General features: G+C 72.0%; 29 protein-coding genes and 1 pseudogene. 19 read left to right on the top strand and 11 right to left on the bottom strand.

Going from position 1 to position 26,978, the window contains the following annotated elements; all coding sequences use genetic code 11:
• Nucleotides 1-6: 6 nt before the first annotated feature.
• A complete protein-coding gene (locus tag ACT4N7_RS08680; protein WP_444828098.1) occupies nt 7-795 on the bottom strand; it encodes a metallophosphoesterase family protein in 789 nt (262 codons plus the stop codon).
• Between the two features lie 10 nt (nt 796-805).
• Nucleotides 806-1,186 carry a polyketide cyclase / dehydrase and lipid transport gene (locus ACT4N7_RS08685; protein WP_444828099.1) on the bottom strand — a complete coding sequence of 127 codons (381 nt, stop codon included), beginning with the start codon at nt 1,184-1,186 and terminating at the stop codon, nt 806-808.
• A 104-nt stretch (nt 1,187-1,290) separates the two neighbouring features.
• Here ACT4N7_RS08685 and ACT4N7_RS08690 point away from each other — a divergent pair.
• From ACT4N7_RS08690 to ACT4N7_RS08710, 5 genes and pseudogenes are all read left to right on the top strand, one after another.
• Nucleotides 1,291-2,625: pseudogene (locus ACT4N7_RS08690) on the top strand (AMP-dependent synthetase/ligase); the annotation flags it as partial.
• A 125-nt stretch (nt 2,626-2,750) separates the two neighbouring features.
• Nucleotides 2,751-3,161 (top strand): type VII secretion target, encoded by a 411-nt coding sequence (locus tag ACT4N7_RS08695; protein WP_444828100.1) that lies wholly within the window; start codon nt 2,751-2,753, stop codon nt 3,159-3,161.
• An 11-nt stretch (nt 3,162-3,172) separates the two neighbouring features.
• Nucleotides 3,173-4,246, top strand: coding sequence for a CHAP domain-containing protein (locus tag ACT4N7_RS08700; RefSeq protein ID WP_444828101.1), 1,074 nt, complete (start codon nt 3,173-3,175; stop codon nt 4,244-4,246).
• A 49-nt stretch (nt 4,247-4,295) separates the two neighbouring features.
• Entirely contained in the window at nt 4,296-4,598 is a 303-nt protein-coding gene (locus ACT4N7_RS08705; RefSeq protein ID WP_444828102.1) for a YbaB/EbfC family nucleoid-associated protein, read from the top strand.
• The gene (locus ACT4N7_RS08710) at nt 4,595-5,017 is read left to right on the top strand and encodes a hypothetical protein (protein WP_444828103.1); all 423 of its coding nucleotides are present in this window, start codon (nt 4,595-4,597) and stop codon (nt 5,015-5,017) included. The genes ACT4N7_RS08705 and ACT4N7_RS08710 overlap by 4 nt, the downstream gene beginning before the upstream one ends.
• 16 nt (nt 5,018-5,033) lie before the next feature.
• Here ACT4N7_RS08710 and ACT4N7_RS08715 read toward each other — a convergent pair whose 3' ends face one another.
• Nucleotides 5,034-5,501, bottom strand: a complete 468-nt coding sequence (locus tag ACT4N7_RS08715; protein ID WP_444828104.1) for a hypothetical protein — start codon at nt 5,499-5,501, stop codon at nt 5,034-5,036.
• Nucleotides 5,498-6,268 (bottom strand): alpha/beta hydrolase, encoded by a 771-nt coding sequence (locus tag ACT4N7_RS08720; protein ID WP_444828105.1) that lies wholly within the window; start codon nt 6,266-6,268, stop codon nt 5,498-5,500. The genes ACT4N7_RS08715 and ACT4N7_RS08720 overlap by 4 nt, the downstream gene beginning before the upstream one ends.
• 229 nt (nt 6,269-6,497) lie before the next feature.
• Between ACT4N7_RS08720 and ACT4N7_RS08725 the strand changes: the two genes are divergently transcribed.
• The 7 genes from ACT4N7_RS08725 (at nt 6,498) to ACT4N7_RS08755 (ending at nt 12,067) form a co-directional block, all read left to right on the top strand.
• On the top strand, nt 6,498-7,265 hold the full coding sequence (locus ACT4N7_RS08725) for a lysophospholipid acyltransferase family protein (RefSeq protein ID WP_444828106.1): 768 nt from the start codon (nt 6,498-6,500) through the stop codon (nt 7,263-7,265).
• Between the two features lie 13 nt (nt 7,266-7,278).
• Entirely contained in the window at nt 7,279-7,788 is a 510-nt protein-coding gene (locus ACT4N7_RS08730) for a polyadenylate-specific 3'-exoribonuclease AS (protein WP_444828107.1), read from the top strand.
• 122 nt (nt 7,789-7,910) lie between these two features.
• On the top strand, nt 7,911-8,936 hold the full coding sequence (locus tag ACT4N7_RS08735) for a 6-phosphofructokinase (protein WP_444828108.1): 1,026 nt from the start codon (nt 7,911-7,913) through the stop codon (nt 8,934-8,936).
• 118 nt (nt 8,937-9,054) lie between these two features.
• Nucleotides 9,055-9,477, top strand: coding sequence for a PE domain-containing protein (locus tag ACT4N7_RS08740; RefSeq protein ID WP_444828109.1), 423 nt, complete (start codon nt 9,055-9,057; stop codon nt 9,475-9,477).
• An 83-nt stretch (nt 9,478-9,560) separates the two neighbouring features.
• Nucleotides 9,561-10,115: a DUF3558 domain-containing protein gene (locus ACT4N7_RS08745; RefSeq protein WP_444828215.1), complete on the top strand. Its 555-nt coding sequence runs from the start codon at nt 9,561-9,563 to the stop codon at nt 10,113-10,115.
• On the top strand, nt 10,115-11,302 hold the full coding sequence (locus ACT4N7_RS08750; RefSeq protein WP_444828110.1) for a hypothetical protein: 1,188 nt from the start codon (nt 10,115-10,117) through the stop codon (nt 11,300-11,302). The genes ACT4N7_RS08745 and ACT4N7_RS08750 overlap by 1 nt, the downstream gene beginning before the upstream one ends.
• 3 nt (nt 11,303-11,305) lie before the next feature.
• Nucleotides 11,306-12,067: an ESX secretion-associated protein EspG gene (locus ACT4N7_RS08755; RefSeq protein ID WP_444828111.1), complete on the top strand. Its 762-nt coding sequence runs from the start codon at nt 11,306-11,308 to the stop codon at nt 12,065-12,067.
• 39 nt (nt 12,068-12,106) lie between these two features.
• On the opposite strand, the gene ACT4N7_RS08760 is transcribed toward ACT4N7_RS08755, so the two are convergent.
• Nucleotides 12,107-12,424 (bottom strand): hypothetical protein, encoded by a 318-nt coding sequence (locus ACT4N7_RS08760; RefSeq protein ID WP_444828112.1) that lies wholly within the window; start codon nt 12,422-12,424, stop codon nt 12,107-12,109.
• A gap of 112 nt (nt 12,425-12,536) precedes the next feature.
• On the opposite strand from ACT4N7_RS08760, the gene ACT4N7_RS08765 reads away from it, so the two are divergent.
• The 5 genes from ACT4N7_RS08765 (at nt 12,537) to ACT4N7_RS08785 (ending at nt 16,377) form a co-directional block, all read left to right on the top strand.
• Nucleotides 12,537-13,382, top strand: a complete 846-nt coding sequence (locus ACT4N7_RS08765) for a helix-turn-helix domain-containing protein (protein WP_444828113.1) — start codon at nt 12,537-12,539, stop codon at nt 13,380-13,382.
• A 12-nt stretch (nt 13,383-13,394) separates the two neighbouring features.
• Nucleotides 13,395-13,655, top strand: a complete 261-nt coding sequence (locus tag ACT4N7_RS08770) for a DUF397 domain-containing protein (RefSeq protein WP_444828114.1) — start codon at nt 13,395-13,397, stop codon at nt 13,653-13,655.
• A 134-nt stretch (nt 13,656-13,789) separates the two neighbouring features.
• Nucleotides 13,790-14,206 (top strand): PE domain-containing protein, encoded by a 417-nt coding sequence (locus ACT4N7_RS08775; RefSeq protein ID WP_444828115.1) that lies wholly within the window; start codon nt 13,790-13,792, stop codon nt 14,204-14,206.
• A 35-nt stretch (nt 14,207-14,241) separates the two neighbouring features.
• A complete protein-coding gene (locus ACT4N7_RS08780) occupies nt 14,242-14,856 on the top strand; it encodes a DUF3558 domain-containing protein (RefSeq protein ID WP_444828216.1) in 615 nt (204 codons plus the stop codon).
• Nucleotides 14,857-15,003: 147 nt separating this feature from the next.
• On the top strand, nt 15,004-16,377 hold the full coding sequence (locus ACT4N7_RS08785; protein WP_444828116.1) for an amidase: 1,374 nt from the start codon (nt 15,004-15,006) through the stop codon (nt 16,375-16,377).
• A 1-nt stretch (nt 16,378) separates the two neighbouring features.
• On the opposite strand, the gene ACT4N7_RS08790 is transcribed toward ACT4N7_RS08785, so the two are convergent.
• Nucleotides 16,379-17,395 (bottom strand): DUF2891 domain-containing protein, encoded by a 1,017-nt coding sequence (locus tag ACT4N7_RS08790; protein WP_444828117.1) that lies wholly within the window; start codon nt 17,393-17,395, stop codon nt 16,379-16,381.
• A 118-nt stretch (nt 17,396-17,513) separates the two neighbouring features.
• Between ACT4N7_RS08790 and ACT4N7_RS08795 the strand changes: the two genes are divergently transcribed.
• Nucleotides 17,514-18,902, top strand: coding sequence for a class II 3-deoxy-7-phosphoheptulonate synthase (locus ACT4N7_RS08795; protein WP_444828118.1), 1,389 nt, complete (start codon nt 17,514-17,516; stop codon nt 18,900-18,902).
• A gap of 21 nt (nt 18,903-18,923) precedes the next feature.
• Here the strand turns inward: ACT4N7_RS08795 and ACT4N7_RS08800 are convergent, their stop codons facing one another.
• Together ACT4N7_RS08800 and ACT4N7_RS08805 are read right to left on the bottom strand one after the other, a co-directional pair.
• The gene (locus ACT4N7_RS08800) at nt 18,924-20,186 is read right to left on the bottom strand and encodes a wax ester/triacylglycerol synthase domain-containing protein (protein ID WP_444828119.1); all 1,263 of its coding nucleotides are present in this window, start codon (nt 20,184-20,186) and stop codon (nt 18,924-18,926) included.
• A 136-nt stretch (nt 20,187-20,322) separates the two neighbouring features.
• On the bottom strand, nt 20,323-22,482 hold the full coding sequence (locus tag ACT4N7_RS08805) for a protein kinase domain-containing protein (protein ID WP_444828120.1): 2,160 nt from the start codon (nt 22,480-22,482) through the stop codon (nt 20,323-20,325).
• Nucleotides 22,483-22,604: 122 nt separating this feature from the next.
• Here ACT4N7_RS08805 and ACT4N7_RS08810 point away from each other — a divergent pair, with 122 nt between their 5' ends.
• A complete protein-coding gene (locus ACT4N7_RS08810; protein WP_444828121.1) occupies nt 22,605-22,976 on the top strand; it encodes an Rv2175c family DNA-binding protein in 372 nt (123 codons plus the stop codon).
• Here ACT4N7_RS08810 and ACT4N7_RS08815 read toward each other — a convergent pair.
• The 3 genes from ACT4N7_RS08815 to crtI form a co-directional block, all read right to left on the bottom strand.
• The gene (locus ACT4N7_RS08815) at nt 22,945-23,868 is read right to left on the bottom strand and encodes a phytoene/squalene synthase family protein (RefSeq protein ID WP_444828122.1); all 924 of its coding nucleotides are present in this window, start codon (nt 23,866-23,868) and stop codon (nt 22,945-22,947) included. The genes ACT4N7_RS08810 and ACT4N7_RS08815 overlap by 32 nt on opposite strands.
• Before the next feature lie 31 nt (nt 23,869-23,899).
• A complete protein-coding gene (locus ACT4N7_RS08820; RefSeq protein WP_444828123.1) occupies nt 23,900-25,336 on the bottom strand; it encodes a hypothetical protein in 1,437 nt (478 codons plus the stop codon).
• 115 nt (nt 25,337-25,451) lie between these two features.
• Nucleotides 25,452-26,978, bottom strand: coding sequence for a phytoene desaturase family protein (gene crtI, locus ACT4N7_RS08825; protein ID WP_444828124.1), 1,527 nt, complete (start codon nt 26,976-26,978; stop codon nt 25,452-25,454).

A 26,978-nucleotide genomic window follows, 5' to 3' on the forward strand; every position in this document is an offset into this window, starting at 1 on the left:
ACCCGGTCACCAGCGCAGCACGTACGGCCACCGGGTCCGCTGGAAGTGTCCGACGTTCGCGCACTCGGTCCGGCCCACCCGCATCCGCGCCGCCAGCGGCTGGTGCACGTGCCCGAACAGCGCCCAGCGCGGCGCCTGCGCGCGGATGACACCGAGCAGCGCGGCCGAGCCGAGCTCGGCGCGGCGGGCCATCACGTCGTAGGTCAGCTCGGGCACGTCCGGCGGGATGTGGCTGCACAGCACGTCGACCCCGGTGAGCGCGGCGGTGGACGCGGCGTAGTCGTCCTGGGTGCGCAGGTAGGGCCGGAAGGCGCCGTTGCGGCGCGGCTCGACGCCCGCGGGCAGCACCGCGCCGCCGACGAACCCGAACCGCAGCCCGCCGATCTCGGCCACCTCGCCGTCGAGCACCCGCACGCCGTCGCGGGCGAACTCCGGCCACAGCGCGGGCATGTCCACGTTGCCCGGTGTCGCGTAGGTCGGCGCGGCCATCGCGGCGAAGAGCTTCGCGTACTGCCCGCGCACCGCGTCCTCGACCACGGCGGCCGCGTCCGGCAGGCTCGCCCACAGCTCCCTGGCGTACGCGCCCGCCGCGCCGTGCAGCCGGTCGCGGCGCAGCCGGGCGAACACCGACACCTTGTCGGCGCCGAACACCGTGCCCAGGATGCCCGCGGAGTGGTCGTGGTAGTCCACGAAGTCGATCAGGTCGCCGAGGACCACCAGGGCGTCGGCCCCGTCGCCCGCACGGGCCAGTGCCTCGGCGTTGCCATGCACGTCGGACACGACATGAACCCGCACCGAACCCACGTTACGCGTGGGCGGGGGCGCAGCCGGGGGCCCGCCCATCCTCTAGGACGGTCTTGAGTTTCAGCGCGACCGCCTTCGCCGCGAGCTGGCGGCGGGTGGTCTCGCGGCGGATGTCCTTGGCGCGCAAGCCCTCCGGCGGGTCGGCACGCAGGAAGTAGTGCAGCAGGGTGCCGTCGAGCACCGGCTCCAGCCAGACCTCCATGGTGCCGACGAGGCCGCCGCGCACCGTCCAGCGCAGGCCCTCGTCGCCGCGGTCGGCGTAGAGGTCGAGCACCAGGTCGGGCCAGTAGGCGCGCCAGGCGGCCGGGTCGGCGAAGGCGGCGGCGACCACCTTGGGCGCCACCACGATGAACGTCTCGTCGATGACGTCGACCTGCGTCATGGAGGCAGCATCCCACGGTGGCGCGGGGCAGGCCGCGACCCGGGTCGGCGCAGGTCTAGTTTTCGTGGGTGAGCAGTGGGGGGAACTACGGCCCGGAGGTCCGTGTGCGGGAGTCGAGCGCGTCGGTGACCGAGCAGGAGAGCCTCACCGACCTGGTGTGGGCCAACGCGGAGCGGTTCGCCGACGCGATCGCGTTCCGCCGCCGGGTCGACGGCTCCTGGATCGACGTCACCACCAAGGAGTTCGCCGCGCGGGTGCTCGCCGCCGCCAAGGGGCTGATCGCGAGCGGGCTCCTGCCCGGCGACCGGGTCGCGTTGCTGTCGGGCACCCGCTACGAGTGGACGCTGGCCGACTTCGCCGTCTGGGCCGCGGGCGGGGTGACGGTGGCGGTGCCCGAGACGTCGTCGGCCGAGCGGGTCGCGTGCCTGCTCGCCGAAACCGGCGCGAGGTTCGCGCTGGTCGAGGGGGACGCGGACCGGTTCACCGGGGCGGTCAAGGTCTGGCGGTTCGACACCGCGATCGACGAACTGGCCGCCCTTGGGTCCACTGTGGACGATCGGGACGCGCACGACCGCAGGCTCGCGGTCCGCTCGTCGGACACCGCCACCGTGGTCTACACCGCGGGCACCACCGGGCGCCCCAAGGGCGTCGAGCTGACCCACCGCAACCTGCTCGCCGGGATTCGCGCGGACATCGCGGCATTCCCACAACTGCTGCGGCCGGGCAACTCGATGCTGCTGTTCCGGCCGCTGGCGCAGATGTCCGCCCGCGCCATCGCGCTGGCCTGCGTCTACTCCCGCACCACCCTGGGCCACCTGCCGGACGCGCGGAACCTGGTGTCGGACCTCGCGACGTTCCGGCCGACGTTCCTGGTGGCGGTGCCGCGGGTGTTCGAGCGGGTGCACGCCGCCGCGAAGCGCGCCGCGCACGCCGAGGGCCGCGGCCGGATGTTCGACCGGGCCGAGGCGCTGGCCGTGGAGTTCGGCACCGCGCTGGCCGGGCCGGGCCCGTCGGCGGCACTGCGGGTGCGGCACGCGGTCGCGAGCAGGCTCGTCTACGCGCGGCTGCGCACGATGCTCGGCGGCCGCTGCGTCGCCGCGGTGTCCGGCGGCGCGCCACTGGGCGAGCACCTGGCGCACTTCTTCCGCGGCGTGGGTATCCCGGTGTACGAGGGGTACGGGCTGACCGAGACCTCCGCGGCGATCTGCGTCAACACCGCGGCCGCGGCCCGGGTCGGCACGGTGGGCAGGCCGCTCGCGGGCGTCGCGGTGCGCATCGCCGTCGACGGCGAGATCCAGGTGCGCGGCGAGCGGGTGTGCCGCGGCTACTGGCGCGACCCCGGGGCCACCGCCGCCGCCCTGGACGACGGCTGGCTGCGCACCGGCGACCTCGGCGCGCTCGACGCCGCGGGCTACCTGCGGGTCACCGGCCGCAAGCGGCGCTAGGCGCTAGTCCGGCTGTGCAGCGGATGTGACCGCGCGTGCAGCATCGGTGGCCGCGCGGGTGCCGTCCGACCGATTGTTTCCCCCGTGGCCCCCGCGGGGCCGGGGAGCGGAGGCGCGGCATGGACGAGCAGGAGCTGGTCGACCTGATCAAGCGGGAGTTGAGCGGCCGGGGCCCGCGGCCCGCCCCGGCGCCCACGCCCGCGCCCGCGCGCCCCGAGTCGTTCTCCGTCGACACCGCCGCGCTGCGCCGCTACGCCCGCGACACCGACGCGCTCGCCGAGGAACTGCGCCGCATCCGGCGCAAGGGGATCGCCGCCGTCGCGGGCATCGCCGACGACAGCTTCGGCCGGATCGGCAAGGACTCCGGCTTCGCCGCCGCGCTCACCCGGTTCGCCGACGCGCTGGGACACCAGGTGACCGGGGTCGCGGGCAACGCCGACAAGCTCGGCCGGGTCATCGCCCGCACCGAAGCCGCTTACCGCCGCGAGGACAACGACGTCGCGGCGGACTTCAAGAAGCTGATGGCATAGGGGCGGCGGACATGGACACGCAGAAGATCGCCCGGATGTTCGCGGCCGACATGATCGAGCACCGCAACCGGCTGGCGGGCAAGGCCGAGGACGCGCACCGGGCCCAGCGGTCGCTGGAGAGCGCGAGCACCAAGATCCTCGAACACCACACCGAGCACCGCGGCTCCGCCGAGGCCGCGCGGGGCGAGTGGACGGGCCGCAGCGCCGAGGGCTTCGAGCGGCGCGCCAAGCGGGTCACGGCGTCGCTGGAGGCCACGGGGACCGCCGCGGGCAAAGGCGCGACCATCGTCGCGTCGACCGCGCAGGCCCTCGACGGCGGCCACGGCGCCGTCGTGCGGCTGATCGACGAGTACACCGGCACCGCGTCGAAGGTGCTCGACGCGGGTCTCGCGGTGCGCGGCGCTGGGCAGCGCGCGGCCCTGATCCAGGCCGTCGGGTTCGTCGCGGAACTGGTGCGCCACCACACGCGTGAGTCGGCCAAGCAGGTGGTGTCGGTGCGGGCGCAGATGACCGAGGCCGCCAAGCAGTTGCGGGCCTTGGAACGCGCCGTCGAGCACGACGGGTTCGCCGACCCGAAGGCCGTGCGCAAGCCGACGCCGGACAAGAAGAAGTCGCCGGACCCCAAGCCGGACCGTCCGTCCACGACCCGGCCGAGCAGCAGCAAGGTCAAGGAGATCACGCACGCCGCGAGCGCCCAGATCGGCTACCACGAGGGCCCGGGCAACGCGAACAAGTTCGGCCCGAAGGCGGCCTGGTGTTCGTCGTTCGCCACCTGGGTGTGGCGCAAGGCGGGGGTGAACATCCCGATCCTGCCGTTCACCGGCGACGTCTACCGCTGGGGCCAGCGCAACGGCACGGCGTACAACCGCCACCAGCTCGGCCGAGTGCGGCCGGGCGACGTGCTGCTGTTCGGGTCCGGCCCGGAGAACACGTCCACCAGCAAGCACATCGGGATCGTGGAGAAGGTCAACGGCAACCAGGTGACCCTCATCGAGGGCAACTCGGGCCCGAACACCGACCAGGTGGTGCGCCGTACGCACACCTTGTCGTCGTCCACCTTCTACGGCGGGGTGCATCCGACATGAGCGAGCCTGCGAGCGAATCAGTGTCACAGGGCGTCCGTGAGGGGGTGGCATGAGCGAGATCACCGGCTCCGCGCAGGCGCACGGCGGCGCCATCCGGGTCGAGGTGTTCCCCGGCGGCGCACTGTCCACACTGGAACTGCGGGACGCGGCGCTGCGCCTGGGTTCGCGCGGCCTCTCCGACGCTGTGCTCGGCGCGGTCCGCGAGGCGGCGGCGCTGGCCAACCAGCGCACCCGGCACGCCCTGGACACCGCACTCGCCGGGCTCGACCCGGCGCTGCTCGGCCTGGACCAGGACGCGACCCTCACCGAGCGCGTCGAGGCCACCACGCCGGACACCTGGAGGCAGTCGTGACCACGGACCTGTCCGCGATGACCACCGACGAACTGATCGCCGCGAGCACCTACCTCGACGACCGCGCCGATGGCCTGTTGGCCCGCCTCGGCGCGATCACGGCGCGGGCGCGGGGCGCGCACGGCATCGAGGTGACGGTGAACCTGGAGGGCATGCTGGTCGGCCTGGAGCTGGGCGAATCGCCGCGGACACTCGCGGCGGCCGCACTGTCGGCCGAGATCGAGCGACTGGTCCAGGAGGCTTCGGTGACCGCGCTGACCGACGGACTGGCGCTGCTGGAACCGTTCGCTGGACCGGCGTTGACCGCCGAACTCGCCCAGCTCACAGGCCTGACCGGGTCGCCGTCACCCGCCCCGCGGCCCCGCCCGGCCCCGCCGGAAGAGGACTTCTCCGAGCAGACGTGGGAACTGCGCGACTAGCTCGACCTAGGACAGGTCAGACTTGGGCGCCGTTGTCGCCGTCGGGGTATTCGTGCGGGTTGCGACGGACTCGGAGTAGCAGCAGGCCGATACCCGAGGCCAGGGCCACCAGGGCGATCGGGGTGGCGATGCGGGCGTCCATGCCGATGACGCCCGGCAGGATCAGCAGGACGACGCCCGTGATCAGCAGGCCGATGGCGACCAGGGTGGCCGGGCGCAGACGGGGCAGGGGGGGTGGCTCGGGGGGCTCGTAGTGCTCGTCGTCGTTGTCGCCCGCCCAGTCGTACTCGGTTTCGTGGCCTCGCCAGCCGCCGAGGGTGGGGGGTGGGTCGGGGGGATCGGGCTCGGCTTGTCGGGTGGCTTCGGCGTGTTCGCTCTTCACCTCGGCCTCGGACGGCACGTCGCGGCCGATGCCCTCGCGTTCGAGGTCGGCCACGATCCGGGCGAACGCGGCGTCGATGTCCTCGGGACCGTCGCCCTTCACACCCGGTCACCCGCCCGCTCGGCCAGCACCCGCCGGACGAACTCGACGCTGTGGTCGAAGATCAGCGGCGCGTCGTGGTCGAGGGTGGCCACGTGGTAGCTGTTCTCCAGCACGACCTCGGTGACATCGGCGCTGCCGACCTCGCTCAGCACGATCCGCGAGTTCTCCGGCTCGACGACGTGGTCTCCCGCCGAGTGCAGCACCAGCACCGGCTGGGTGACCTTCGACAGGTCGCGGCGCACCGTCGCCCACAGCTTGACCAGGCTCGCCATGGCGCGCAGCGGCGTGCGCGCGTAGGCGTGCTCGGTGACGCCGGGCTTGGCGATGTCGTCGCTGATCGGGGCGATCGACGGCACGACCTTCGACAGCACCGAGACGACCTTGATCTCTTTGCGCAGCGTCATCACCGACGGGTTGACCAGCACCACGCCCGCGATGGCCGACCCGTGTTCCTCGGCGAGCCGCAGACACAGCGTGCCGCCCATCGACAGGCCGAACACGAACACCGTCTCGCACCGTTCGAGCAGCTCGCGCAGCGCGGTGTCGACCGTGCCATACCAGTCGGTCCAGCCGGTGCGGTTCATCTCCTGCCAGGTCGTGCCGTGCCCGGGCAGCAGCGGAAGCCGCACGCTGAAACCCTCGGCGACGAGCCGGTCGGCCCAGGGGCGCATGCTGAACGGCGAGCCGGTGAAGCCGTGGCTGACCAGCACACCGACCTCGGTGGACCCGTCGTGCGCGTAGGACTCCGCACCTGCGATAGCGGGCACCCCGCCCCTCCTATGATCAGCACCGACGAGCATGGGATGTGGCCATCGTCGCACGAACTGGCGTCGAGGTGGCCGGATCTTTGTCCCGTGTTTCGTCGTTGTGTACCCGAATGTCCTCGACATCTCGACAGGGCCTGGTCGCGTTACGTGTTCCCCGCGGCGTTGTGCCAGGCCACCGGGGTTCGTAGGCTCAGGCGGGGCCGATGCAGAGAACGGGAGCGCTGGTCGAGTGTTGTACTGGTTGATGAAGCGGGTCTTGCTCGGGCCGCTGCTGCACCTGTTCTTCCGGCCGCGGATCGAGGGCGCCGAGAACATTCCCGACGAGGGCGGCGCGCTGCTCGCGAGCAACCACCTCGCGGTGTCCGACTCGTTCTTCCTGCCGCTGAAGGTCGACCGCCGGGTCACCTTCCCGGCGAAGATCGAGTACTTCACCGCCCCGGGGATCAAGGGCAAGCTCAAGAAGTGGTTCTTCACCGGGGTCGGCCAGATCCCGATCGACCGCTCCGGCGGCTCGTCCGCGCAGGCCGCCCTCGACACGGGCGTGCGGCTGCTGCGCGAGGGCAACCTGATGGGCATCTACCCCGAGGGCACCCGCTCGCCGGACGGTCGGCTCTACAAGGGCAAGACCGGCATCGCGCGGATCGCGCTGGAGGCGGGGGTGCCGGTGATCCCGATCGCCATGTTCGGCACCGACAAGGCCAACCCGATCGGGTCGAAGATGTGGAAGCCGTACCCGATTCGGATCAAGGTCGGCAAGCCGCTGGACTTCTCCCGCTACCGGGGCCTGCAGGGCGACCGGTTCGTCGAGCGGTCGATCACCGACGAGGTCATGTACGCGCTCATGGAGCTGACGGGCCAGGAGTACGTCGACATCTACGCGGCGAAGGCCAAGGAGTTGCAGGCCGCGGAGGAGGCGGGCAGGCCCGCGACGCTGCCCGAGCAGCAGCAGCGCACCGCGCGCGAGGTCGACCGCATCCCGGAGACCGAGGCGGGCTGACTAGGCTTGCTCGGTGCGTTTCTTCTACGACACCGAGTTCATCGAGGACGGGCTCACCATCGACCTGGTGTCGATCGGTGTCGTCGACGAGAACGGCCGCGAGTTCTACGCGGTGTCCACCGAGTTCGACCCGGCCAAGGCGGGCCCGTGGGTGCGCGACCACGTCCTCGACAAGCTCCCGCCGCCCGCCGACAAGTCGTGGTGCGACCGCGCCGAGATGCGTAGGCGGCTGCTGGATTTCCTGGTGCAGCCGCGGCCCAAGGACAAGATCGAGTTGTGGGCCTGGTTCGCCGCCTACGACCACGTGGCGCTCGGCCAGCTCTGGGGGTCGATGCCCGCGCTGCCCAGGGAGATCCCGCGGTTCACCCGGGAGCTGCGGCAGCGCTGGGAGGACGCGGGCAAACCCGCCCTGCCCGCCCCGCCGGACGACGCCCACGACGCCCTCGCCGACGCCCGACACAACCTGCTCCGCTGGCGGGTCATCGACGCGGAATGGCGCAGGCGGCTCAGTCGACCCGCCTGACCGCAGGCGGCGAGGTGAATTCGCGGCGACCCGCCTTGCTATACCGATTCAGCTGCCGGCAGGCTGACACCGGCAGACGGTGATGCCGATCACTGTCGCTACGTGTTGGAGGGTCGGTTCTCATGCGGGTCGGCGTACTCACCGGCGGTGGTGACTGTCCAGGTCTGAACGCGGTCATCCGGGCCGTGGTCCGCAAGGGCGTCGAGGGACACGGCTGGGACGTCCTCGGCTTCCGCAACGGCTGGCAGGGCCCGCTCGAAGGCAAGGTCAAACCGATCGGCCTAGACGACGTCGAGGACATCCTCACCCGCGGCGGCACCATCCTCGGCTCGTCCCGCACCAACCCGTACCAGGTCGAGGGCGGCCTGGAGAAGATCAAGTCCGTGCTGGCCGAGCACGGCGTCGACGCGTTGATCGCGATCGGCGGCGAGGACACCCTCGGCGTCGCCAAGCGCCTCACCGACGATGGTGTGGGCGTCGTGGGCGTGCCGAAGACGATCGACAACGACCTCAACGCCACCGACTACACCTTCGGCTTCGACACCGCCGTGCACATCGCCACCGAGTCGATCGACCGCCTGCGCACCACCGCCGAGTCGCACCACCGCGCGCTCGTCGTCGAGGTCATGGGCAGGCACGCGGGGTGGATCGCGCTGCACGCGGGCCTCGCGGGCGGCGCGAACGTGATCCTGGTGCCCGAGCGCCCGTTCAGCGTCGACAAGGTCATCGAGTGGGTGCGGCGCCGGTTCGAGCGGCAGTACGCGCCGATCATCGTCGTCGCCGAGGGCGCGTTGCCCGAGGGCGGCGCGGAGTTGCTGGCCAGCGGCGAGAAGGACGCCTTCGGGCACGTTCGGCTCGGCGGGGTGGGCACCTGGCTCGCCGAGGAGATCGCGACCAAGACCGGCGAGGAGTCCCGCGCGGTCGTCCTCGGCCACACCCAGCGCGGCGGCACCCCGACGGCGTATGACCGAGTCCTGGCCACCCGGTTCGGTCTGCACGCGGTGGACGCGGTGGCCGACGGCGACTTCGGCGTCATGGTCGCGCTGCGCGGCACCGACATTGTTCGGGTGAAACTCGCCGAGGCGACCGCCGAGTTGAAGACGGTGCCGCTGGAGCGCTACGCCGAGGCGGAGATCTTCTTTGGATAGCCTCGTCTGAACGGGTGAATGCGGTGGGTTCGCTGATCTGGCTTCGCCCTCGCCGATAGCCTCGTGGTGACCGTGTGGGTGCGGTCCGCGACTGTTTGGCGTGCATGGGGAGAACACGATGAGCGTTCCTGCGGGTGGGCAGGGTGGGTCGAGGTCGTTGTGGGACATGCTGGGCGTGTCCGAGGCGATCGCGAGTGCCACCGATGCGGCGCGAGGTCTGGGCACTGGCCGGTTCGAGATGTCCCCGGACGAACTCCGCTCCGTCCGCGCCGACTGGCAGGCCGTCGCCGAGGACCTCGACGTGATGAAACGCGACGCCGAACCGTTGAGCCAGGTGCAGGGGCCGGGCGCGGAGGCGGCGAGCGAGGGGCAGGCGGCGGCGGCGAATCAGTCCGGTTTGCGTTATCAGGCCGACCTGGAGGCGATGCAGAACTACGTCGGGTCGTATGTTGCGGGCTTGGATCGGGTGATTGCGGAGTATGAGCGGACGGATGCGGGGCGAGCCGAGGTGTTCGGTCGCAGGCACGGAGAGTTGGGGTGAGGGGTGTGAGTTGGGTTCTGACCAGTGCGGTGGTTTTGCTGGCGCTTGCGGGGTGTTCGGCTACGCCGGGGACCGCGGTTCCGGTGCCGGGTGGGGGCGGGTCGACCACGGCGAGTGGTGGGTTGAGCACGTCGGCGTCCGCGGGAGATCGGTTGCCGGGTGGTGCGCCTCGGGTGCGAAAGCCGTTGGACAGTGCGCCGTTTCAGGCCGAGCCGTGTTCGGTGTTGACTCCGGCGCAGTTGGCGTCGATGTCGGTGGGGGGGCCGGGGAAGGCGCGGTCGAGGGGGCCGTCCGGGCCGGTCTGCGACTGGGATGACAACACCACTCACATCGGTGTGGGGGGTGCGTTCGTGATCAAGAATCCGCAGGGGCTGGACACGCTGTACGCGCAGGAGGGGAAAGGCTTTCTTCAGTTGTTCGAGCCGTTGCCGGAGATCGAGGGGCACCCTGCGGTGGTCTACGGTCTGCGGGACGGTCGTGGAGGAGGTACTTGCTCGGTTGCGGTGGGGCTGACGGATGAGTTGACGTATTCGGTGGCGGTGACGCTCGGCTTTCAGCATCCGACGAGGTCGGATCCGTGTCCGGTGGCGCGCAGGGCGGCCGAGTTGGCGATGGCGACCATGACGGGGGGTGCGTGATGGCGGGGATGTCGGCGAAGGACATCTACGACAGGGTGCACAGTGGTCCGGGCACGTCGTCGTTGGCGGGTGCCCATGACGTGGCGTTGACGTTGGCGGCCAACCACAAGGCGCTCGCGGTGCGGGTTGAGGCGTTGCGGCAGCGGATGGAGGCGGCGTGGGTGGGCGATGCGTCCGCCGCCGCCCATCAGGCGGCTGGTCCGCTGGTGACGGCGTTCGACCGCAGTGGCGCCGAGTTGGACCGGGCGCAGAATGTGCTGTTCAACCAGAGCGATTCGTTCGACACGGTGAAGCGGGCGGTCGTGCCGGTCGCGGAGGCGCCGCCGGTGACCGGGTTCATGGACGTGGTCACGCCGTGGGACACCGACACCGAGGACGCGGTCAACCAGTACAACTCCGCCGCTGAGCACAACTTTCGGGTGTATACCGCCTATGCGGGCGACAGCAACGCGAACGCGGTCGGGATGCCGCGCGAGTACGGCGAGGTTCCGCCCGCGTTCGGCGAGGTCGCGATCAAGGTGCCCGAGCCGTCCGATGGCGACGGCGGCCGGGGCGGGCCGTCGCAGCCCGGCACCTCCGACGGCGGTGGTGGCGGTCCGACGCCCGCTCAGTTCGTGCAGGCACCAGGGCAGCCCGGTGGCCCGTCCACGGGTGCGGGCGGTGGCGCGCTGGTGCCGCCGGGTCAGTCGACGGAGGCGTCCGGGTTTCAGCCGCCGACCGGTGGGAGTCCGGTTCCGGTCGGGTCGGGACTTGCAGGTGCGTCCGCTGGTTCTGGTGGTAGCGGCGGGTTTTCGGGTGGCGTCGGCGCGGTTCTCGCGCCGGGTGCAGGCGGATCGGGTGCCCAGGGCGGTCGATTCGGTGGTGGGCACGGCGGGGCTGGTGGGCCGGGCGCCGGGGTTGGTCGTGGCGTGCCGGGTGGGGTCGCCGGGGGTGGCGGTGCGGACGCCCATGCGGGTCCCCGGTCTGGTGCGGGTCCGGTGTCCGGGGAGCCCGCCGGGCAGCGGGGCGCGAGCGGCGCGGCGGGTCGCTCTGGTGGGGCCGCCGGCATGGGCGGCATGGGTGGCGGTACTGGAGCCCGAGGTGGCGAGGACTCCGAGTACGAGCGGGCAACGTACCTTCGGGAGCACGACCCGGACGAGTTGTTCGGCACGGACGAGATCACCGCGCCGCCGGTCATCGGGCTGTAACAGGTGTTGCGCAGGGAGTTCCGGCTGTCCCGGGACGCGCTGGTCCGCGTCATCCGGCGGGAGAATCTGGGCGAGCCGCATCCTGTACTGAGCGGTGCGCAGGTGTGGCTGGACGAGGCCGACGAGCACGCGGCGGACCGCCGCGCCCGGGCGGAGCTGTCGCGGATCGGCGCGCTGGACCGGGACGGTCGCCTGGCGTCGGACTTCCACGACGCGCTCGCCGTGGTGGCCCGACCCAAGGTCGAGTTCTACGGCTGGGTCGCGCGCGCGGACTCGAACTTCGCTTTGCTTGCCGCGTCCACCGGTCGTGCCGGCGTGCTGTTGGTGCACGAGGACCGCGATGTGCTCATCGCCCCGGCCCACGCTGATGCGCTGCCCGAGGCGCTCATCGCCCGGCTGCCCGAGTTTCCGCCCGCCCGGGGGCACTCGATCACAGCGCCGGAGTCCGAGTTCCGGCTGCGGCCACCCACTCCGAAAGACGGGTTCGGCACGTTTCGTCAACCGAAGTCGGCCATCCCCGCCAAGGAGTTGCGCAGGCTGGTGGAGCAACCGCGATACGGCGGCGGGCAGGTGTACGCGGCGGGCCGCGAGGCTGGTTCCCGTCGATGCCGGGCACTGGCACTGACCTATCTGGACACCGAGTCCGGCCGCTGGATGACCTATGTGGACACTCGCGGACCCGCCGACCGGTGGATCGTGGCGGCACCGGCGGGTGTCCAGGCGATGGCCGGGCGCGTGCGCACGGTGGGCCGCTCGCTGGGCTGAGGTCATCGGTCGATCGCCCAACCCCCGGCGTGCGCTCGGCTACTCATCGGCTCGGGCCGCGTCGTGGCGGACCAGGCGGAAGTCGCCGAGGTTGCGCAGGGCGCGCAGCAGCCGTTCCGGCGAGGAGATGGAGCCGGACGCGCCGCCGTCAGCGGTGTGGAACCAGCAGGACTCGTCCGGGCCGAAGTCCATGCCCCAGGCGTGGATCCGCGCGTCCTCGCGGTCGGCCGCAATCTCGAACACGGTGAACAGGCGCGGCGCGTACGCGGTGCTCATGTCTTCGAGCACGGCCGCCAGATCGCTCTCGCTCCACGGCGGAGCCGGGATGTTCGGCGCACTGACCATGATGTTGTCCACAAGTCCTCCAAACGTCGATGGCTAACAAGTTAGCGTCTCATTGCCGACGCCGTCAGCCCTCGATCGGGTGAACTACTTGCTGTGCGTGTGGTCGACGCGAGAGAGTTGCGGCATGACCAGAGGAGATCCCGCCGCCCTGCGCTGGCTTGTCGGCATCGAACTGCGCGACCGAAGGCTTCGTGCCCGCAAGACCACGGCGGCGGCAGCGACGCTGATCGGCACGAACCACAGCAAGATCGTGCACATGGAGACGGGCCGCTACCGGCAGAAGGCCGACGAGGTCAAGGAGTTGTTGGAAGCCTACCGCGCTCCACAGTCCGAAGTGGACCGCGTGGTGGCGCTCGCCGCGACCGACGACGGGCCGTCCTGGTGGGAACCATGGTCCAAAGTGGTGTCCGAGGACTTCGCGATCTTCCTCGGCCTGGAAGGCTTGGCCGAGCGGGAGTTCACCTACGACCCGCTGCTGGTCTCAGCGCTGTTTCAAACAGAGGCATACGCCATGGCATTGACCGGTCTGAGTCACAGGGTTCCGCTGGATCGGCAGGAGCTTGTCGTGGAATTGCGTATGGAGCGGCAGCGCAGGCTCACTGAGCCAGTTCCGCTCAAAGTGCAGTCGGTGATCGAGGAGTCAGCTCTGCGCCGGGTTGCTGGCGACGGAGAACTCATGCGTGAGCAGTTGGAGCGGCTCATCGAGTTGAGCGAGCTGTCCAACGTCACGATCCAGATTTTGCCGACAGCGAAGGGAATTCGGGCGGCGACCTTTGGTGATTTCAACCTGATCGAGCTGGCCAGCGGCAGACAACTCGTCTATGTGGAGTCCTTGTACGGGGCGGAGTACGTGCACGACCGCAACGAGGTGCGCGGGTATAGCCTCATGGTCGACAGCGTCCGGGCGGACGTACTCGACGAGGACGACTCGGTGGCGCTGATCAAGCAGGTGATCACCGAGACGACCTAGCCGGAGGTGCCCGTGACGGCCGCCGATCTGCCCGCGATGGTGTGGCGCAAGGCCAGCCGCAGCGGCAACAACGCCAACTGTGTGGAGATCGGGTTCCCCGAGGATTCCTGGCGCAAGTCCGTCCGCAGCGGCGACAACGCCAACTGTGTCGAGGTTGCCTTGGTGCCGGGGCTGGTGGGGGTGCGGGACTCCAAGAACTTCGGTGGGCCGGTGCTGACGTTCGGTGGTGGCGCACTTGATGCGCTGCTGTGGACGGTGTGCGCGGGGCGGTAGTCGACTCGTCAGGTGGTTGCTCGGCCGAACGGGTGAACGTCGCAGGTTCGGCGAACTGGTTCCCCTCTCGCCGATAGCCTGATCGTGGCTGTGGGTGCGCAGTCCGCGACGGGTGGTGTGGGGAGGAGACGATAGTGAGCGTTCCAGAGGGTGACCGGCCGGAGTCTTTCTGGGACAAGCTGGGTGTGTCCGAGGCGGTCACCGCAGCCACCGAGATGGCACGTGGCCTCGGCACCGGCCGGTTCGAGATGTCCCCCGACGAACTGCGCTCCACCCGCGCCGAATGGCAAGCGATCTTCGACGATATCGAAGTGATGAGACGGGACGCCACGCAGATGACCCAGGTGAAGGGCCCTGGCGCGGAAGTTGCGAGCAAGGGGCAGGCGCGTGCGGCAAACGAATCCGGCCATCGCTACCTGGTCAGCTTGGCTGGCATACAGGCATATGTCGATAAGTTTGGCAAGGGCCTCGACCGTACGATCGCCCAGTACGAGCAGACGGATGGGGACCGCGCCGAAGTGTTTCGCCGTAGGCAGGGAGAGTTGGAGTGACGCGTGCGTGGTGCGTCCTGGTCACCAGTGTGGTGGTGGCTGTACTTGCGGCGTGTTCGTCAACCGCTGGATCGGCTCATCCGGTGCCTGGTGCGTTGGCCACGAGTCAGGCTGGAGGTGGACCCGGGGGGCCGAGCACGTCGGTGTCGTCCGGTGGGGATCGTCTGCCGGGTGGCGCTCCTCGGGTGAAGAAACCGCTGGACAGTGCCAAGTTTCAGGCCGCGCCATGTTCGGTGTTGAGTCAGCCGCAGTTAGCGTCGATGTCGGTCGGTGTGCCGGGAAAGGCACGATTGAATGGTCCGGTGGGTCCGACCTGTGACTGGCAGGACAACATTACGGAAATCGGCCTGGGTGGCGCATTTGCACTGCCAAACACTGAAGGTCTTGATTCTCTCTACTCGCAGGACAGGGACGGTCAGATCGGCTTGTTCGAGCCGTTGCCCGAGATCGCCGGGCATCCTGCGGTGATCTTCAGTGGGGTGGATCAGCGCGAGATCGGCTCATGTGCGGTGGCAGTGGGGTTGACGGATCAGTTGAACTACTCGGTGGTGGTGACTCTCGGTTCGGATCATCCGACGAGGTCGGATCCGTGTCCGGTGGCGCGACGCGCGGTTGAGTTGGCGATGGAGACGATGACTGGTGGCAGGTGATGGCGGCGCGTCGGCGGTTGCGTCGCGGTTGCCGGTGTCGTGGGTGCGTGGCCGAATCGTCAACCAGTCGTGTGCCCCAGAGAACCCGGGTGGTCCGGCTGACGTTCGGCGTCGGCATCATGGTTGAGCTGCCACGGTGCGCGCGCGATGGAAGTTGACGAACTCCTCTGGGCAGGCGCGGACGCCCAGGCGCGCGCGCTGCGCGATGGTCAGGTCACCGCGCCCGACCTGCTCGACGCCGTGTTGCGGCGCGCGGAAGCGCTCAACCCCAAGCTGAACGTCTTCCGCATCCTCTACACCGACGCCGCGCGCGAGGCCGCGAAGGACGCGCAGCGCAGGCTCGACGCGGGGGAGCGCACGCCGCTGCTCGGGGTGCCGGTCGCGATCAAGGACGACATGGACGTCGCGGGCGACGTCACCGCCCAGGGCGGCAGGCCGCAGCTCCCGCCCGCCGAGCGCGACTGCGCCGCCGTCGCCCGGCTGCGCGCGGCGGGCGCGGTGCTCGTCGGCCACACGCTGACCCCGGAGCGGTGCCTCTGGCCGTTCACCGAAAGCCTGACCTACGGCGTGACCCGCAACCCGTGGCACCTCGACCACACGCCCGCGGGCTCGTCCGGCGGGTCGGCGGCGGCCGTGGCGGCGGGCATCGTCGGGGCGGCCACGGGATCCGACGGCGGTGGGTCGGTGCGCATGCCCGCCGCCGCGTCGGGGATCTTCGGCCTCAAGACGACCCGCGACCTGGTGTCGCTCGCCCCGTACGCCGAGGAATGGTACGGGCTGTCCGGCATCGGCCCGCTCGGCAGACGCGTTGCCGACGCGGCGGCGATGCTCGACGTGCTCGCCGAGGACGGCGGCAGCTATCGCGCTGCCGTCGACGCGGACCCGGGGCCGCTGCGGATCGCGCTCGGCTGGCTCGCACCGACGGGCAGGCCGTCGAGGGCCGCGACCTGGCGGCGCGCGGTCGCGGCCACCGCCGAGAAGTTGCGCGACCTGGGCCACCGGGTCACCGAGGCCGACCCCGCGCTCGGGGCCCGGCCGACCCCGCAGTTCGTGCTCCGCTACCTGCGCGGCGTCGCCGACGACGTCAAGGCGCTGCCGCACCCGGAGTGGCTGGAGCCGCGCACCCGCAAGATCGCCGCCCTGGGCCGCCGGGTCCCCGACAGTGCGCTGCGCTGGGCGCGGGCCGCGGAGGCCGGGCTCCAGGAGCGCATGGCCACCTTCTTCACCGACTACGACGTGCTGTTGCAGCCCACCTGGACCCGCACGCCGAGCCGGATCGGGCGGTACCACGGCCGCGGCCTGGTGACGACCAACCTGGGTCTAGGCAGCAGCATCGCGTACTTCCCGACCTGGAATGTGCTCGGCCTCCCCGTCGCCGCCCTCCCGGTCGGCCACGACGACGTGGGCATGCCGATCGGCGTCCAGCTCGTCGGCCCGGCGTACTCCGAGCGGCTGCTGCTGTCGCTGTCGGGACAGTACGAGCGCGCGCACCCGTGGGCGGACCTCCGGCCCTCGATCTGACTCACGTGAGGGCGCCGACGTCGAGATACGCGGCGAAGGTGCCCAGCCAGTGCTCGGCCGCGTACCCGAACCCGAACACGTAGCGCCATCCCGCCTCGTGGTGGGCCCGCTCGGCCGTCCGCGCGAGATCCCGATACCGGTGCCCGGGCGGCAGCGCGTCCGCGACCGCGCGCCAGCACCACGTGCGCGCCAGCGCCAGTCCCGCCAGGTGCGACCCGTGCGGGTCGGCCGGGTCGTCGACCGGGACCGGGGTGCGCAGGACGTGCCAGCGAGGCGCCGTCAGGTCGGGGAGGAAGCCGTCCAGCCACGCGGCGAACTCGGGTGCGGGCAGCACGCGGCGGACGAGGTCGGCCTCGACCAGGGCGGGGGAGAGGAAGTCGGCGGCGTCGGGCTCGAAACCGCCGTAGCCCTCGTCGGCCAGGTAGAACCGGCGGGCCGCCGACTCGCACGACGCCGCCAGGTCGGTGTCGCCGACCGCGCGGGCCGCGTCCAGCACCAGGCCGAGGGCGAACGCCGTGTTCGAGTGCGTGCCGACGCGCACCGGCAGGCGGGCGGCGGCGAGCCACGTCAGCCAGTGCGCGCGCACCGCGTCGACCAGGGGCCGCAGTGCGGTGGCCCACGCGGCGCCATCGGGCCACGTGCGCAGTTCGGCGTCGAGCAGCAGCAGCCACGCCCAGCCGTAGGGCCGCTCCCAGAACGCGCCGTTCGGACCGGCGAAGAACGTGGCCTCGACCTCGGCGTTCTCCCGCGTGACCAGCGTGTCCAGCACTCCCCGCGCGGCGTCCGCGCCCGGCAGGCCGGGGAACAGCCGCAGCAGCCGCACGGCAAGCCAGGTCTGGTGCACGCACGAGTGCCAGTCGAACGATCCGGCGAACACGGGATGCCGCGCGCGCTGCGGCACCAGGTCCGCCGCCGACTCGATCAGGTGAATCCAGTGCACCGGGTAGTCGCGCTGGATGTTGGCGACGGCGGTCGCCAGCAGTCGGTCGGCGGTTTCGGCGTCCAGTCCCGGGGTCACGGGCGCATCTTGCCTTCCGCAACCGACATGAGGACAGGCTTCGATCACGCCGGTGTCCACGAACCGGGACGGCCGTCCCGGCGTCCGCCCGGAAATCCCGACCTCCTACCCTTGACCCGTGAACTGGACCGTGGACGTGCCGGTGGACACGCTTCCCGAGCTTCCCCCGCTGCCCCCGGCGTTGCGCGCCCGCCTCGACGACGCCCTCACCCGACCCGCCGCGCAGCAACCCGAGTGGCCCGACGCCGACCAGGTGCGCCAGGTGCGCACGCTGCTGGAGAGCGTGCCGCCGATCACCGTGCCCGCCGAGATCGACCGGCTCAGCCGACGGCTCGCCGAGGTGGCCCGCGGCGAGGCGTTCATGCTGCAGGGCGGCGACTGCGCCGAGACCTTCGTTGACAACACCGAACCGCACATCCGCGGCAACATCCGCACCCTGCTGCAGATGGCCATCGTGCTCACCTACGGCGCCAGCCTGCCGGTGGTCAAGGTCGGCCGCATCGCGGGCCAGTACGCCAAGCCGCGGTCGAACAAGACCGACGCGCTCGGCCTGCCGGTCTACCGGGGCGACATCGTCAACTCGCTGATCGCCACGCCAGAGGCCCGGGTGCCCGACCCGTCGCGGATGATCCGCGCGTACGCCAACGCGGGCGCGGCGATGAACCTGCTGCGCGCGCTGACCGGCGCGGGCATGGCCGACCTGACCAAGGTCCACGACTGGAACCGCGACTTCGTCAAGACCTCGCGGGCGGGCGAGCGCTACGAGGCGCTGGCCACCGAGATCGACCGGGGCCTGCGGTTCATGCAGGCGTGCGGCGTCGAGGACAGCTCGCTGCACACCGTCGAGGTGTTCGCGAGCCACGAGGCGCTGCTGCTCGACTACGAGCGCGCCATGCTGCGGATGGACGTGACCGGCGAAGAGCCCAAGCTCTACGACCTGTCCGCGCACTTCCTGTGGATCGGCGAGCGCACCCGCCAGCTCGACGGCGCGCACATCGCCTTCGCCGAGCTGCTGTCGAACCCGATCGGGCTCAAGATCGGCCCGACGACCACGCCCGAGCAGGCCGTCGAGTACGTCGAGCGGCTCGACCCGCGGCGCGAGGCGGGCAGGCTGACGCTGATCAGCCGGATGGGCAACGGCAAGGTGCGCGACGTGCTGCCCGCCATCGTGGAGAAGGTCACCGCGTCGGGCCACCAGGTCATCTGGCAGTGCGACCCGATGCACGGCAACACCCACGAGTCGTCCAACGGCTACAAGACCCGGCACTTCGACCGCATCGTGGACGAGGTGCAGGGCTTCTTCGAGGTGCACCGCAGGCTCGGCACGTACCCGGGCGGCATCCACGTCGAGCTGACCGGCGAGGACGTCACCGAGTGCCTCGGCGGCGCGCAGGAGATCTCCGACGCCGACCTCGTCGGCCGCTACGAGACCGCGTGCGACCCGCGGCTGAACACCCAGCAGTCGCTGGAGCTGGCGTTCCTGGTCGCGGAGATGCTCCGCTCCTGACCGGGCTCCTGACCGAACGGGTCAGGCGCAGAGTTCGTGCAGGGTGGCGGCCGACTTCACCATCGCGTCGGCCAGCCGCCGCACATCCAGCGCGTCGGCGTCCGCGTTGAGTCCGATGTGGACACTGTCGAGGTAGGGCGAGACGGCCACCGCGACGCAGTGCCCGGGCGCCAGCGGCACGATCGGGTACACCTCGCGCAGCGCCGCCCCGCCCAGGGTCAGCGGCACCCGCGGGAACGGCACGGTGGTGACTACGGTGTCGAACAGCAGCGGCGCGCCCGACGCCAGCAGCGGCAGGCCCAGCCGGTGCGCCAGGTGCGGCACCCGGTCGGCCAGCAGCGGCAGCGCGCCCGCCCCGCTGGTCGGCCCCGCCTCCTTGTTCGCGTCCATTGCGGCCCGCACCCGGCGCAGCCGGGCGACCGGGTCGACCTCGCCGACGGGCAGGTCGCAGAGGTAGCCGGAGAGCTGGTTGCCGCCGCCGACCGCCTGCCTGCCGCGCACGCTCACCGGGATCAGCGCCCGCATCGCCACACCGTCGTCGGGCTGCTGTCCGACTGAGGTCATCCAGTCGCGCAGGCCGCCCGCGAGCACGGCCAGCACCACGTCGTTGATCGTGCCGCCGTGGCGGCGCCGGATCTGCCGGATGTCGTCCGCGTCGAGCCGGACCATGCCGAACCGCCTGCGCGCGGACGTTGTCGTGGGCAGCGGCACCGCCCACGGCGGCCGGACCGACCGCAGCACCGCGCCCGCCACCTCGACACCCTGCCTGAGCTGGTCGAGCAGGCCGGGCCGGGCCACCGGCCGGGGCGCGGCGGGCGCGCCGAGTCCGTCGAACAGGCCCGCCGCCAGCGCCACCGCGCCGGTGCCGTCGGCGAGCGCGTGGTGCAGTTTGAACAGCAGCGCGAAGTCGCCGCTCGGCAGCGCCACCACGTGCAGGCCCCACAGCGGCCGGTCGAGGTCGAGCGGCTGTGCGAGCCACGACGACGCGTAGGTCGTCAGCAGGGCGTCGTCGGGCAGGCGGTAGGTGCGGATGTGGTCGGCCGGGTCGAAATCGGGGGTGTCGACCCACTCGGCGCCGCCGGGCGGCAGCAGCGTCGCCCGGGCCCGGGCGCGCAGCCGGGGTTGGGCGGCGATCCGCTCGGCCAGCAGCGCGGCCACGGCGTCCGGGTCGACCGGCGTGGTCGGTCGGAACAGGGCGACCGCGCCGAGGTGCATCGGCGTTGCGGCCCGGTCCAGGCAGAGGAAGGCGACGTCGAGCCCGCTCAGACGGGTGCGGTGGGACATCGCTCTACGACACCACGCCGACGTGACAGCGGAGTTACCCGACTGGGTCGGCGCGGTCCACATCACCCGATCGAGTTCGTCACAGTCAGCACGAGAACACAGTCAGCACGAGAACACGGTCAGAACGAGAACACGGTCAGAACGAGAACACGATCACCTTGGAGTTCTTCTCCACCCGGCTGCCCGGCCCAGGCCCCTGGGTGAAGATCCGCCCGCCCGGGTTGGAGAACGGCTGCAGCTCCAACTGCAGGCCGAGCTGGGCCAGCTCCGCCTGCGCCTCCGGGACCGTCTTGCGGCTGAGGTCCGGCACGGTGACCGCGGTGGACACCACGACCGAGACGCGCTTGCGCCCGCCCGCGTCGATCTTGGTGTTGGCGCCGGGGTCGGTGCGGATCACCTTGCCGCCGTCGATGTCGCCCGCGAACTCGGGCTGCCCGTCGAACGGCTCGAACCCGGCCTGCTGCAGCGTCTGGAACGCCTCGTCGCGGGTCTTGCCGCGCACGTCGGGGATCGGTTTGGGCGCGGGGCCCTTGCTCAGCACGACGATCACCCGCTGGCCGATGTCGAGCTCGGTGCCCGCGGCGGGCTCCAGCCGGACCACCTGGTCCTTGGCCACCTTCTCGTCGAACACGTTCTTGCCGTCGTCGCGCTGCGGTTGCAGCTCGGCAGCCCGGATCGCCTGCTCGGCCTGCGCGACGGTGGACCCGGCGCGCACGTCCGGCACCACCGGCCTGCCCGCCGACACGATCAGCCGCACCTCGTCGCCGCGCAGCGCCTCGGCACCCGGCGCGGGCTCGGTGCGGATGACCACGCCCGCGGAGATGTCGTTGTCCCGGACCGTGGTGACCCGGGGGTTCAGGTTCGCCGCCCGCAGCGCCTGCTCGGCGCTCGCCGCGTCCTTGCCCTGCACGCCGGGCACCTCGGTGTAGCGCCCGCTGGTGAACCACCACGTCGTGGTGCCGATCAGGGCCGCCACCAGCACCCCGACCAGGCTCCACAGCACGATCCGGCGGTTGCGGTTCGGCGGCGGCCGCTGCGGCAGCTCGGGCTGCGGGCCGGTCTGCGGGTAGCGGGGCGGAACCGGCCCCGACGGGTACCGCTGGATCGGGTGCGGCCCGGTGGGCGGCTGCCGCATGGCGGCCGAGTCGGCGACCCGGTCCAGGTCGGAGCGCAGCATCGCCCGGGTGCCCTGCGGACCGACCGCGCTGAACCCGGCGGGCACGTGGCGCACGATGGTCGCCGAGTGCGGCGCCGCGGTGAGCGCCGGGGCGGGCAGGTCGGCCACGCGGACCTTGACGGTCGCCTCCGGGTCGTCCTCGGCGGACACCGGCTCGACCGAGGTCTCGGTCGGCTCGTCCGCGCTGTCCTCCGGCACGGTCTCGTCGGGCACCGTCTCATCGGGCACGGCTTCGAGCACAGCGGCCTCGGGCACCGGCACCCGCATCCGGGGCAGCGACAGCGCGGTGCGCACCTGGCGCAGCTCCGCCAGCAGCGCCGCGCCGTCCACCGGCCGGCCGGCCGGGTCGCGCCGGGTGGCGCGCACGACGAGGTCGTCCAGCAGCGGCGCGATGCCCGGCACGGCCGCGCTCGGCGGCGGGACATCGTCGTTGACGTGCCGATACGCCACCGACAGCGCGTTGTCGCCGCGGTATGGCGGGGCGCCGGTCAGCGCCTCGTAGAACACGATGCCCGCCGAGTAGACGTCGCCGCGGGTAGAGGCCGCGCCCGTGGTGACCTGCTCGGGGGAGAGGTAGGAGACGGTGCCCAGGATGATGCTGCTCTTGGTCGTGCCCACGCTCGACAACGCCCGCACCAGGCCGAAATCGGCCACCTTGACCACGCCACCCGGGCCGATCAGCACGTTCTCCGGCTTCACGTCGCGGTGGATCAGCCCGGCCTCGTGCGCGGCCGCCAGCGCCGCGAGCACCGGCTCCATGATCGACAGCGCCAGCGGCGCGGGCAGCGCGCCGCGCTGGGTCAGCAGGTCGCGCAGCGTGCCGCCGGCGACCAGTTCCATGACCAGGTACACGTGCTCGCCGTCGAGGCCCTGGTCGTGCACGGCGACGACGTTCGGGTGGTGGATCTTCGCCGCGGACCGGGCCTCGCGCTCGAAGCGCTCCACGAAGCTGCGGTCGTCGGCGAACCGGGAATCCATCACCTTGATCGCGACCGGGCGGTCGAGCCGGGTGTCGAGCCCGCGGTACACCGCCGACATGCCGCCGCGCGCGAGCAGCGCTTCGACGCGGTAGCGCTGTTCCAGCAGCGCACCGACCAGGCTCGGGCCCTTGTCCTCCACAATGGTCGATCGTACGGAGCGTCACGCCTGCTTGTGGCCGGGCCCGCGATTCTGTGACCAAAGGCCCGAGCCGCGGCGAAGTCGGCTGCCGTTGTCGTGCGCGTGTGGCATCGTTGTGCCCCGTGAGTTCCATCCCAGCCGCTGCCGACGTTCTCGACCCCTCGGTGCGGGTGCTCCCGCTGCCCGACGTCGCGGAGCGCCTCCACCAGCCCATCACCCGCGTCCACCAGGCCCTGCGGGACCACCACCTGCTCGCGGTCCGCCGCAAGGGCGTGCTCATGGTCCCGGCCGACTTCCTCGACGAGGAGACCGGCGCCGTGGTCAAGGGCCTGCCCGGCACGATCACCGTGCTCAACGACTCCGGCTTCAGCCCGGAGGAGATGATCCGCTGGCTGTTCACCGCCGACGACTCGCTGCCCGGCACGCCGATCGACGCGCTGCGCGGCAACCGGGGCCGCGAGGTCAAGCGGCGCGCGCAGGCCCTCGCGCTCTGAGCCGCGCCACCAGGCACCGCGCCGCACCCGGCACGGCCACCGCGAGCCTGCGCCCGCCGGACACCACCGCCCGGCGGGTCAGCACGGAATAGTCCGCGGCGGCGATCTCGTCCAGGATGCCGCCGTAGAGGGTGGCCGCCGCGGCCACGCACGGCCGCGCCACCGGGTCGAGCAGCGCGATGCCGGGCTCGGCCGCGCGGTAGACCGACCGCGCGTGCGCGACCAGGTGCGCCACGGCCCGCCGCACGGCCGGATCCGGCGCGCCCGTCGCGCGGGCGTGGGTGAGCCGCGCGCGATCGACGCCGAACGCGGCGAGCTGGTCGACGGGCAGGTACACCCGGCCCCGGTCGAGGTCCTCGCCCACGTCGCGCAGGAAGTTCGTCAACTGGAACGCCTCGCCCAGCGCCCGCGCGTACGGTTCGGCGCCCGCCCGCGGGCCGACGGTGCCGAGCACCGGCAGCATCATCAGCCCGATCACCCCGGCCGAGCCGTGCGTGTACTCGCCCAGGTCGGCGAAGGTGGCGTAGTCGGCGACGGTGAGGTCCATCCGCATCGACCGCAGGAACGCGTCGAACAGCTCCGCCCCGATGGCGTACCGGTCGACCGTGTCGGCCAGCGCGGCGAGCACGGGGTGCGCGGCCGGTCCGCCGCGGAGCGCGTCCTTGAGCGCCAACTCCAGCTCGTCCAGCGCGCTCTCCGGGTCCGGCCCGGGGTTGTCCACGATCTCGTCGGCCAGCCGCGCGAAGCCGTACAGCGCGTGCACGGCGGGCCTGCGCGCGGGCGGCAGCAGCCGGGTCGCCAGGAAGTAGGTGCGCCCGTGGCGGGCATTGATCCGCAGGCACGCCGCGTAGGCGGCGCGCAGCTCGGGGTTCTCGTGCATGGCGCGCGCCATCGTCGCACGCACCCCGGCCTCGCGGGATGTGTCAGCGCTTACAGCTCACCCACTGCCCGGACGGACACTGCCCGGAGCCGCCGCGGTAGGTCTCCACCATGGCGCGCAGCAGGCCGTGCGCGGGGGCGGCGTCGCCGGTCGCGGTCACCAGCTCGACCCGGCACACCGACCCGGTGGTGGCCAGGCAGGTGCGGAGCTGCTGCCCGGCGTGGTCCTGCCAGAACTTGCCCGCGACCACGCCGTACTTCCACACCCGCTGCTTGCGGTCGTTGTCGGTGTAGCCCAGCGCGTAGAGGTAGTGGCTGCCCTCGGTCTTGCGGTCCTTCGGGTCCGCGGGCGCGGCGGCGGCGCGCGCGGTGAGCCTGGTCAGGTCGGGCGCGTCGGCGAGCACCACGGTGGACCACTCGACGCTGTACGGGTGGTTGCCGGGCACCGAGTTGGCCCGCCGGAAGAACTCGACCCACTGCGGGGTGGCCAACACGCAGGTGGCGCTGCCCGGCTGTCCCGGCGCGACCGGCCCGGCCTTCGCCTCGCACGCGCCCAGCGGCGCGCTGTCGCCCAGCCAGTTGCCGCGCACCGACACGGTGACCGCGACCTTGCTGGTGTTGGTGAACTGCACGACGATCGCGCAGCTCGCGGCGCCGCAGTCGGCGAAGTCATGCCCGCCCTCCTGCACCGTGGTGAGCACGTCGACCGGCGCGGTGAGCTGGCCCGCCTGCGCGGCCACGTCCTGGTAGAACTTCGCGATCTCGGTCGAGCCGTCGCTGACCTGCGCGACGAACTGGCTGACGCTGGTCGCGTCGGACGAGCCGACCCGGTCGAGGTCGACCCGCACCACCCCGTAGGGCGCCTGCTCGTTGAGGAACACCGTGCCGCCCTCGGTGCTGACCTGCACTGTCGAGGTCTGCCCGACCATCATCCGCTTACCGTCGGCCAGTGGCCGCGTGCCCGCCTTCTCCAGCCCGCGCGCGAGGTCGCGGCTGAGGACGTCCGGCGCGAACACGTCGCCGACCTCGATTCCGATCAGCCCGCCGGGCACCTTCACCCAGCGGTCGGCGACCGCCGTGCCCCGGCCCCCACCCGCGGAGACGCCCGACAGCGCGGCCCAGAAGTCGGCGGCGGCCTTGAGGTAGATCGTCTTGTCGACCACCAGCACCGTGGCGGCCTTGCCGTCGAGGCTGAGCGAGCCGAAGACCTCGCCGGTGGCCGCGGCGGCGACGTCGAACACGACCTTGTCGTCCGCGGCCGAGACCATCGTGCCCTGGTAGCGGACCACGCCCGTCTCGCCGAAGTCGACCAGCGACTGGGCGACGGTCTCGGTCGCCGTCGGCGGCGCGATGTCGGCGCCCACCGCGCTGCCGACGACCTCGTTGCTGCACGCGGCGGTGCTGCACGCGGCGGTCAGCAGCAGCGCGAGCACGGGCAGTGTCCGGCCACACCACTGTCCCCGCCGTCGAGCCCCTCGCATTGCCGCTCCCTGCCGTCGCCCACTGAGAATTCGGTGCCAGGGCACGGCGAGATGGCCCCTGACCCCACCGGGGCAGATTATCCCGGCTGGGAACCGGAAGGTACCGAGCGTTTGTTCACAGTCCGCTCACGGATTCGCCCGACCCGCGGGCTCGCCCGTCGGTCGAGAGCCGCCCGACGACGCGCTGCGCCGCCAGCCGCCCGGAGATCACCACCGGCGGGATGCCCACCCCGGGGGTCGTGCCGCTGCCCGCCAACGCCACGTTGTCGACGCCGTCGACCAGGTTGCGCGGGCGGAACGGGCCGGTCTGGGCGAAGGTGTGTGCCAGCGAGAACGGTGTGCCCTCGGCGAGCCCGGCCGCCGCCCAGTCGGCAGGCGTGACCAGCCGCTGCACCTCGATCGACGAGCCGAACCCGGTCAGGCCGCGCGCTTCGAGCACACCGACCAGCTCGTCCCGGTACGCCGGGCCGACCCGCCGCCAGTCGATCGGGCCGGTGCGCAGGTTCGGGCACGGCGCCAGCACCGACACCTGGTGCCGGTCGGGCGGCGCCAACCCGGGATCGGTCGCCGTCGGCCGGGTGACCAGCAGCGACGGGTCCCGCATCAGCGTGCCCTGGCGGATGATCTCGTCGAAGGTCCGCTCCCAGGCGGCGCCGAAGAAGATCGTGTGGTGGCCCAACTCCGGCCACGTCCTGGTCACGCCTGTGTGCAGCACGACAGCCGAGGGGGAGTAGCGCAGCGGCAACAGCCTGCGCGGGGCCACGCCGAGCAGCCGGTAGCTCGCGGCCAGGTCGGCGGTCAGCACCACCGCGTCGCACGCGATCCGCTCCCCGGTCGAGGTGCGCACCGCCCGAACCCGCGAGCCGACCCGCTCCAGCCACGCCGCGCCCGTCGAGTACCGCAGGCGCACCCCGGCCCGGGTGCCCGCCGCGGCCATCGCCTCGGCCACCGCGCCGACGCCGCCGCGCGGGAAGTACACCCCGGCCACGGTGTCCATGTAGGCGATCACCGCGTAGGCCCCGAGCGCGCGACTCGGCGACACCCCCGCGTAGAGGGACTGGAAGGAGAACAGCCTGCGCAGCCGGTCGTCAGTGAGGAACCGGGCCACGCCGGGCCCGAGCCTGCCGAACCCGCCGAGCGCCGCCAGCCGGGCGAGCCGCGGGCCGACCAGGTCGAGCGGGGAGTCGAAGTTGGCGCCGATGAACCGGTCGCGCTGCACCTGGTAGAGGTCGGTCAGCCAGGCCCGCAGCCTGCGGTAGCCGTCGGCCTCGCGCGGACCCGCGACCCGGCGCACCTCGGCCTCCATCGCGCCCGCGTCGGTGTGCACGGAGATGCTGCTGCCGTCGGCGAAGTGCGCCCGGTAGGCCGGGTGCAGGTCGACGAGCTCCACCTCACGCGCCAGCGACGTGCCGACCGCGGCCAGCGCCTCATCGATCAGCTCCGGCATGGTGAGCACGCTCGCCCCGGTGTCGATGCCGTAACCCGCCATCATGTCGCGGCCCGCCCTACCGCCGGGTCGCGCCGCCGCCTCCAGCACGGTGACCTCGCGGCCCGCTCCCGCCAGGTGCAGCGCGGCCGACAAGCCGGACAGCCCAGCGCCGACGACCACCACGTGGTCGGTCCGACCAGGCAGCGTGCGCAT

It is taken from the genome of Actinokineospora sp., from assembly GCF_052390155.1.
Lineage (GTDB): Bacteria > Actinomycetota > Actinomycetes > Mycobacteriales > Pseudonocardiaceae > Actinokineospora.

Coding starts and splice junctions, on each gene's coding strand:
- ACT4N7_RS08750 (WP_444828110.1), top strand. CDS start 10,115: ATGGCGGGGATGTCGGCGAAGGACATCTACGACAGGGTGCACAGTGGT.
- ACT4N7_RS08785 (WP_444828116.1), top strand. CDS start 15,004: ATGGAAGTTGACGAACTCCTCTGGGCAGGCGCGGACGCCCAGGCGCGC.
- ACT4N7_RS08695 (WP_444828100.1), top strand. CDS start 2,751: ATGGACGAGCAGGAGCTGGTCGACCTGATCAAGCGGGAGTTGAGCGGC.
- ACT4N7_RS08705 (WP_444828102.1), top strand. CDS start 4,296: ATGAGCGAGATCACCGGCTCCGCGCAGGCGCACGGCGGCGCCATCCGG.
- ACT4N7_RS08685 (WP_444828099.1), bottom strand. CDS start 1,186: ATGACGCAGGTCGACGTCATCGACGAGACGTTCATCGTGGTGGCGCCC.
- crtI (WP_444828124.1), bottom strand. CDS start 26,978: ATGCGCACGCTGCCTGGTCGGACCGACCACGTGGTGGTCGTCGGCGCT.
- ACT4N7_RS08740 (WP_444828109.1), top strand. CDS start 9,055: ATGAGCGTTCCTGCGGGTGGGCAGGGTGGGTCGAGGTCGTTGTGGGAC.
- ACT4N7_RS08765 (WP_444828113.1), top strand. CDS start 12,537: ATGACCAGAGGAGATCCCGCCGCCCTGCGCTGGCTTGTCGGCATCGAA.
- ACT4N7_RS08820 (WP_444828123.1), bottom strand. CDS start 25,336: ATGCGAGGGGCTCGACGGCGGGGACAGTGGTGTGGCCGGACACTGCCC.
- ACT4N7_RS08815 (WP_444828122.1), bottom strand. CDS start 23,868: ATGGCGCGCGCCATGCACGAGAACCCCGAGCTGCGCGCCGCCTACGCG.
- ACT4N7_RS08735 (WP_444828108.1), top strand. CDS start 7,911: ATGCGGGTCGGCGTACTCACCGGCGGTGGTGACTGTCCAGGTCTGAAC.
- ACT4N7_RS08700 (WP_444828101.1), top strand. CDS start 3,173: ATGGACACGCAGAAGATCGCCCGGATGTTCGCGGCCGACATGATCGAG.
- ACT4N7_RS08800 (WP_444828119.1), bottom strand. CDS start 20,186: ATGTCCCACCGCACCCGTCTGAGCGGGCTCGACGTCGCCTTCCTCTGC.